The organism is Xanthomonas sp. SHU 166 (assembly GCF_000364685.1).
Lineage (GTDB): Bacteria > Pseudomonadota > Gammaproteobacteria > Xanthomonadales > Xanthomonadaceae > Xanthomonas_A > Xanthomonas_A sontii.
This window is the reverse complement of the sequence record NZ_AQOJ01000542.1, coordinates 1-4,707: the sequence shown is the minus strand read 5'-3', so window position 1 is coordinate 4,707 and position 4,707 is coordinate 1. Positions and strand designations below refer to the sequence as shown.

General features: G+C 71.2%; 5 protein-coding genes. 3 read left to right on the top strand and 2 right to left on the bottom strand.

Going from position 1 to position 4,707, the window contains the following annotated elements; all coding sequences use genetic code 11:
• On the bottom strand, window positions 1-266 hold a 266-nt coding region (gene ruvX / locus D180_RS13945), incomplete at its 3' end, for a Holliday junction resolvase RuvX (RefSeq protein ID WP_043090996.1).
• Between the two features lie 7 nt (window positions 267-273).
• Window positions 274-840, bottom strand: a complete 567-nt coding sequence (locus D180_RS13940) for a YqgE/AlgH family protein (protein WP_010344126.1) — start codon at window positions 838-840, stop codon at window positions 274-276.
• Between the two features lie 105 nt (window positions 841-945).
• Between D180_RS13940 and D180_RS13935 the strand changes: the two genes are divergently transcribed.
• The 3 genes from D180_RS13935 to D180_RS13925 are packed head-to-tail and all read left to right on the top strand — an operon-like array spanning window position 946 to window position 4,510.
• Window positions 946-2,739, top strand: a complete 1,794-nt coding sequence (locus tag D180_RS13935; RefSeq protein ID WP_017913281.1) for a DUF4153 domain-containing protein — start codon at window positions 946-948, stop codon at window positions 2,737-2,739.
• Between the two features lie 14 nt (window positions 2,740-2,753).
• Complete coding sequence (locus D180_RS13930) at window positions 2,754-3,293, top strand: DNA-3-methyladenine glycosylase I (RefSeq protein WP_017913280.1); 540 nt, start codon at window positions 2,754-2,756, stop codon at window positions 3,291-3,293.
• Between the two features lie 53 nt (window positions 3,294-3,346).
• Window positions 3,347-4,510, top strand: coding sequence for a hypothetical protein (locus D180_RS13925; RefSeq protein ID WP_017913279.1), 1,164 nt, complete (start codon window positions 3,347-3,349; stop codon window positions 4,508-4,510).
• The last annotated feature ends 197 nt before the right edge of the window (window positions 4,511-4,707 follow it).

Below are 4,707 nucleotides of genomic sequence, written 5' to 3'. Positions count from 1 at the left end.
GCGCGCTTGCGGTTGGGCTGGTCGGCACCGTCGAGGGTGAGCGGATCGCCGACCACCAGGCCGTGCGGCCGCCATTCGGCATGCAGGCGGTCCAGCGCCGGCCAGTCCGGCCCCTGCGCATGCACGTCGATCACCGCCAGCGCGCGCGCGCCGTTGCCGAAACAACTGCCGACGGCCACGCCGATGCGCCGGTGGCCGACGTCGAAACCGAGCACGGTGCCGTCGCGGCGGATCGTCGCGGGCGCCGGCGCACCAGCCTCAGGCAGGCCGGACTCAGGCATGCCCGCTGTAGTCGGTGAGGCGGAACAGGTCCACGCCGATGCGCCCGGCCGCGGTCTGCCAGCGCCGCTCCAGCGGCAGCTCGAACAGCAGTTCGGCATCGGCCGGCGCGGTCAGCCAGCTGTTCTCGCCCAGTTCGTATTCCAGTTGGCCGGCGCCCCAGCCGGCGCAGCCCAGCGCGACCACCGCGTTGCGCGGCCCCTCGCCGCGCGCCATCGCCTCGAGCACGTCGCGCGAGGTGGTCAGATACAGGCCGTCGGCGAACGCCAGGCTGGAATCCCAGCCGTGCGCGCCGTCGTGGATGACGAAGCCGCGCTCCGGATGCACCGGCCCGCCGCTGAGCACCACCTGCTCGCGCAGCGTGGCGTCGATGGTCTCGATGCCCATCTGCTCCAGCACTTCGCCCAGGGTGTATTCGGAGGCGCGGTTGACCACCACGCCCATCGCGCCGTTCTCGTCGTGCTGGCAGATCAGCGCCACGCTGCGGGCGAAGTTGGGATCGGACAGCGCCGGCAGCGCGATCAGCAGTTGGTTGGCCAGAGGCGTGGGCAAAGCGGACATGGCCCCATTCTATCGTCCCTCCCGCGTGCGCGCTGCCCGGGCTGCGGCGGGCTGCCATAATCCGCCCGACCGCGGCCGCGACCGGTCGCCCAGGAGCACGCACGCATGGACACGCCCCCCGACCTGCCACGCCAGACCCGCGCCTTCATCGTGCTGGTGGCCCTGCTGCAGGGCGCGCTGCTGTACCTGGCGCAGCGCGGCGCCGAGCGCGGCCTGTGGCCGTTCGGCTCCCTGGGCGGTCAGGTGTGCTGGTACACCCTGGTGCTGACCGTGCCGACCATGACCCTGCTGTCGGTGCGGCACCTGGGCGCGCTGCGCCTGTGGCAGCACACCATTGCAGTGGCGGTGCTGGTGGCGGCCCTGTCCGCCTGGGCGGTGTGGAACGCCACCGGCGCGCCCGGCCTGCGCGCCGGACAGGTGCTGGGCCCGTTCGCTGCGACCGTGGCGCTGGCGATGTTCGTGCTGCTGCCGTGGCTGCAGTGCCGGCTGCAGCACGGGCGCTGGCAGGCGCCGTACCGCGACCTGTTCGAGCATGCCTGGCAGAACGCGCTGACCCTGGCGCTGGCGCTGCTGTTCGTGGGGATCTGCTGGCTGGTGCTGTGGCTGTGGGGTGCGCTGTTCGCGCTGGTCAAGCTGACCCTGTTCCGCGACCTGTTCCGGCAGACCGCCTTCGTCTACCTGGCCACCGGCACCATGTTCGGCCTGGGCATCCTGATCGGCCGCACCCAGCAGCGAGCGGTGCAGGTGATGCGGCAGATCCTGTTCGCGATCTGCACCGGATTGCTGCCGCTGCTGGCGTTCGTGGCGGTGCTGTTCGCGCTGAGCCTGCCGTTCACCGGCCTGCAGCCGCTGTGGGAGACCCGGGCTGCGGCCAGCATCCTGATCGCGGTGGTGGCCACGCTGGTGGTGTTCGTCAATGCGGTGTACCAGGACGGCACCGCCGACGCGCCCTACCCGGCCTGGCTGCAACGGGTGATCGACGCCGGACTGCTGAGCCTGCCGCTGTACGCAGGGCTGGCGCTGTACGCGCTGTCGCTGCGAATCGCGCAGTACGGCTGGAGTACCGAGCGCTTTGCCGGCGTGCTGGTCGCGGTGGTCGCCTGCGGCTACGCATGCGGTTATGCCTGGGCGGTGCTGCGCCCGGGCGCACGCTGGCTGCAGCCGCTGGCGCCGGTGAACCGGGTGTTGTCGTGGGTGGTGATCGGCCTGGCGCTGGCGACCAGTTCGCCGCTGCTGGACCCCTACCGCCTGGTCGTCGGCGACCAACTGCAGCGCCTGGCCGATGGCCGCACCAGCGCCGCGCAACTGGACCTGGCCTACCTGCGCTTCGACAGCGGCCGCCGTGGCTATCGGGCGGTACAGGCGCTGCGCGAGGTGCCCGCGTTCGCCGACGATCCGGTGCAGCGCGAGCGCCTGCAGCAGGTGCTGCAGCGCCAGCAGCGCTGGGGCGGCGACAACGAGGATGCGCCGCGCAGCACCGATCCGCTGCAGGTGCGCCAACGCATCGTGCCGGCCGCCGGCAGCGCCGAGCCCGACGCCGCCTGGTGGCAGGCGCTGCTGGCCGGCAAGATCGAGGACGGCAATTGCCGGCGCGAGGGCGCGCAGTGCGTGGCGCTGCGCCGCGACCTGGATGGCGATGGCCACGACGACGTGCTGCTGTGCAATGCCAGCGCCGGCTACGGCGTCGAATGCCGGATCCACACCGACCCGGGCAGCGGCTGGCGCGACGTGGCGCGGACGCATTTCTTCCCGCGTCGTGGCGACAACGCCGAGGCGCTGTACCAGGCACTGCGCGACGGCAAGCTGCAGGTGCTGCCGCGGCGCTGGCCCGACCTGCAACTGCCCGGCACCCAGCGGACCGAGCTGTACCCCGCCGACCCCAACGACCAGATCGACTGACGGACACCCGCCGCATGAGCAGCTACTGCGATATCGCCCCCGGGCACCCGGTGCACGGCCACTACCACGACCACGAGTACGGCGTGCCGCAACGCGCCGAAGCCGACCTGTTCGAACGGCTGGTGCTGGAGATCAACCAGGCCGGGCTGAGCTGGGAGCTGATGCTGAAGAAGCGCGCCGGCTTCCGCTCCGCCTACGCCGGGTTCGACGTGGACACGGTGGCGGCCTTCGACGAGGCCGACGTGCTGCGCCTGCTCGGCGATGCCGGGATCATCCGCAACCGGCTCAAGGTGCAGGCGGCGATCCACAACGCGCAGGTGATCCAGCGCCTGCGGGCCAGCCACGGCAGCTTCGCCGCCTGGCTGGACGCGCAGCATCCGCGCAGCAAGGCCGAGTGGATCAAGCTGTTCAAGCGCACCTTCCGCTTCACCGGTGGCGAGATCACCGGCGAGTTCCTGATGAGCCTGGGCTACCTGCCCGGCGCGCACCGCGAAAACTGCCCGGCGTTCGCGCGCATCGCGCAGCTGGATCCGCCGTGGATGCGCAGCGCATGAACGGCGCCGCAGCGCCTGCTGCGCCTGTGCGCTTCGCCGCCGCACCACGGTGGATGCCACGGATACGGCCGACATCGTGGGCGACGGCGGCGCTGCTCGCACTGGCCGCATGCCCGGCGCCCGCGCATGCGGCCGCCCCCGGGACGGCGACGCTGCCGCAGGTACTCGAGCAGCTGCGCCGCGAGATCGAGGCCGAACCGGCCAGCAACCCCACGCCGATCGACACGGTGCTACAGCGCCATGAGGACACCACTGGCGTGAGCTTCGACCTCGCCGCAGCGGGTGCCGCAGCCGCGCCACTCGTGCAACCGGCCGGCGTCACCGCAGACGAATGGCAAGCGGTGCGCACATACCTGGGTGACGCCGGCACCGTGCAGGACGACGTTTCCGAAAACGGCGACGACCACTACACCCTGCTCGATCTGGACGAAGACGGGCAACGCGATCTGGTGATCACATCCTATGTCGGCGGCACTGGCCTGTTCACCGAGATCACGGTGCTGCGCCGCGACCCCGTACACGGCTTCCTTGCCCTGCCCAACACCGCACCCGACACAGCGCCGGCGACAGGCACCTTCAGCATCAACGGCCGCGGCAGCGATCAGACCCTGTACTGGCTGCGCATCGACGGCCGCAGCTATGCCGCCTATCGCGACGGCGACTACTTCCAGGACACGCTGACGCTGTCGCGCCCGCTATCACCGCTGCAGCAAGAGCACAGCAGCTCCCGCGTGCTGCAGGTGCGCTACCGCTATCGGCATACGCTGGCGCCTGCGCCAGATACTGCGAACGCCACGACCGAGGAGCAGGACGCCGCACGCTGGCTGACGCAGCACCCGCAACTGCGCGCGGTCGCGGACCGGGAGTTGCAGCGCATCGGTTTCGACGCACAGGGCCGGCAACGCCGACCGAACCCGGACGCGCGCTGCCCGGTTCCAGCAGCGACCAGCGACCCCGAAGAACGCGCGCAATGGCCGTGGCACGGGCCCGGTCACTATACGTTCGACTACGTCGCCGACATACGCCTGCGGCACGGATCGGATTGCTACAGCGCCAGCATCGTCGCCTTCCGCAGCAGCAACCTGACCTCCTACGCTGCCTGCTGTGCGCTGTGGCTGTACGCCGCGCCCGGCGAGCAGGCGGTGACCTTGCCGCTGCTGTCCAAGCGCGAGCGCAGCAGCGTCAGGCTGACCGCGGCGGCACCGCCCGCGCAGTGAACGTGGGCGGATCACCGCGGATCGGTCGCCACCGGCTCGCGCGCGATGCAACGGAAATGCGCCCCCGCTGGGTCACGCCGGAAACGGCGGCGTTGGCACGCGAGCACGGATAGTGCGGGGGGGCAGCCCCATACCGCCGGCAAGTGGTTGGCGTTGAAGGAATCTGAGCGCCGGCGTCCTCTACCGCTCGCGCACGG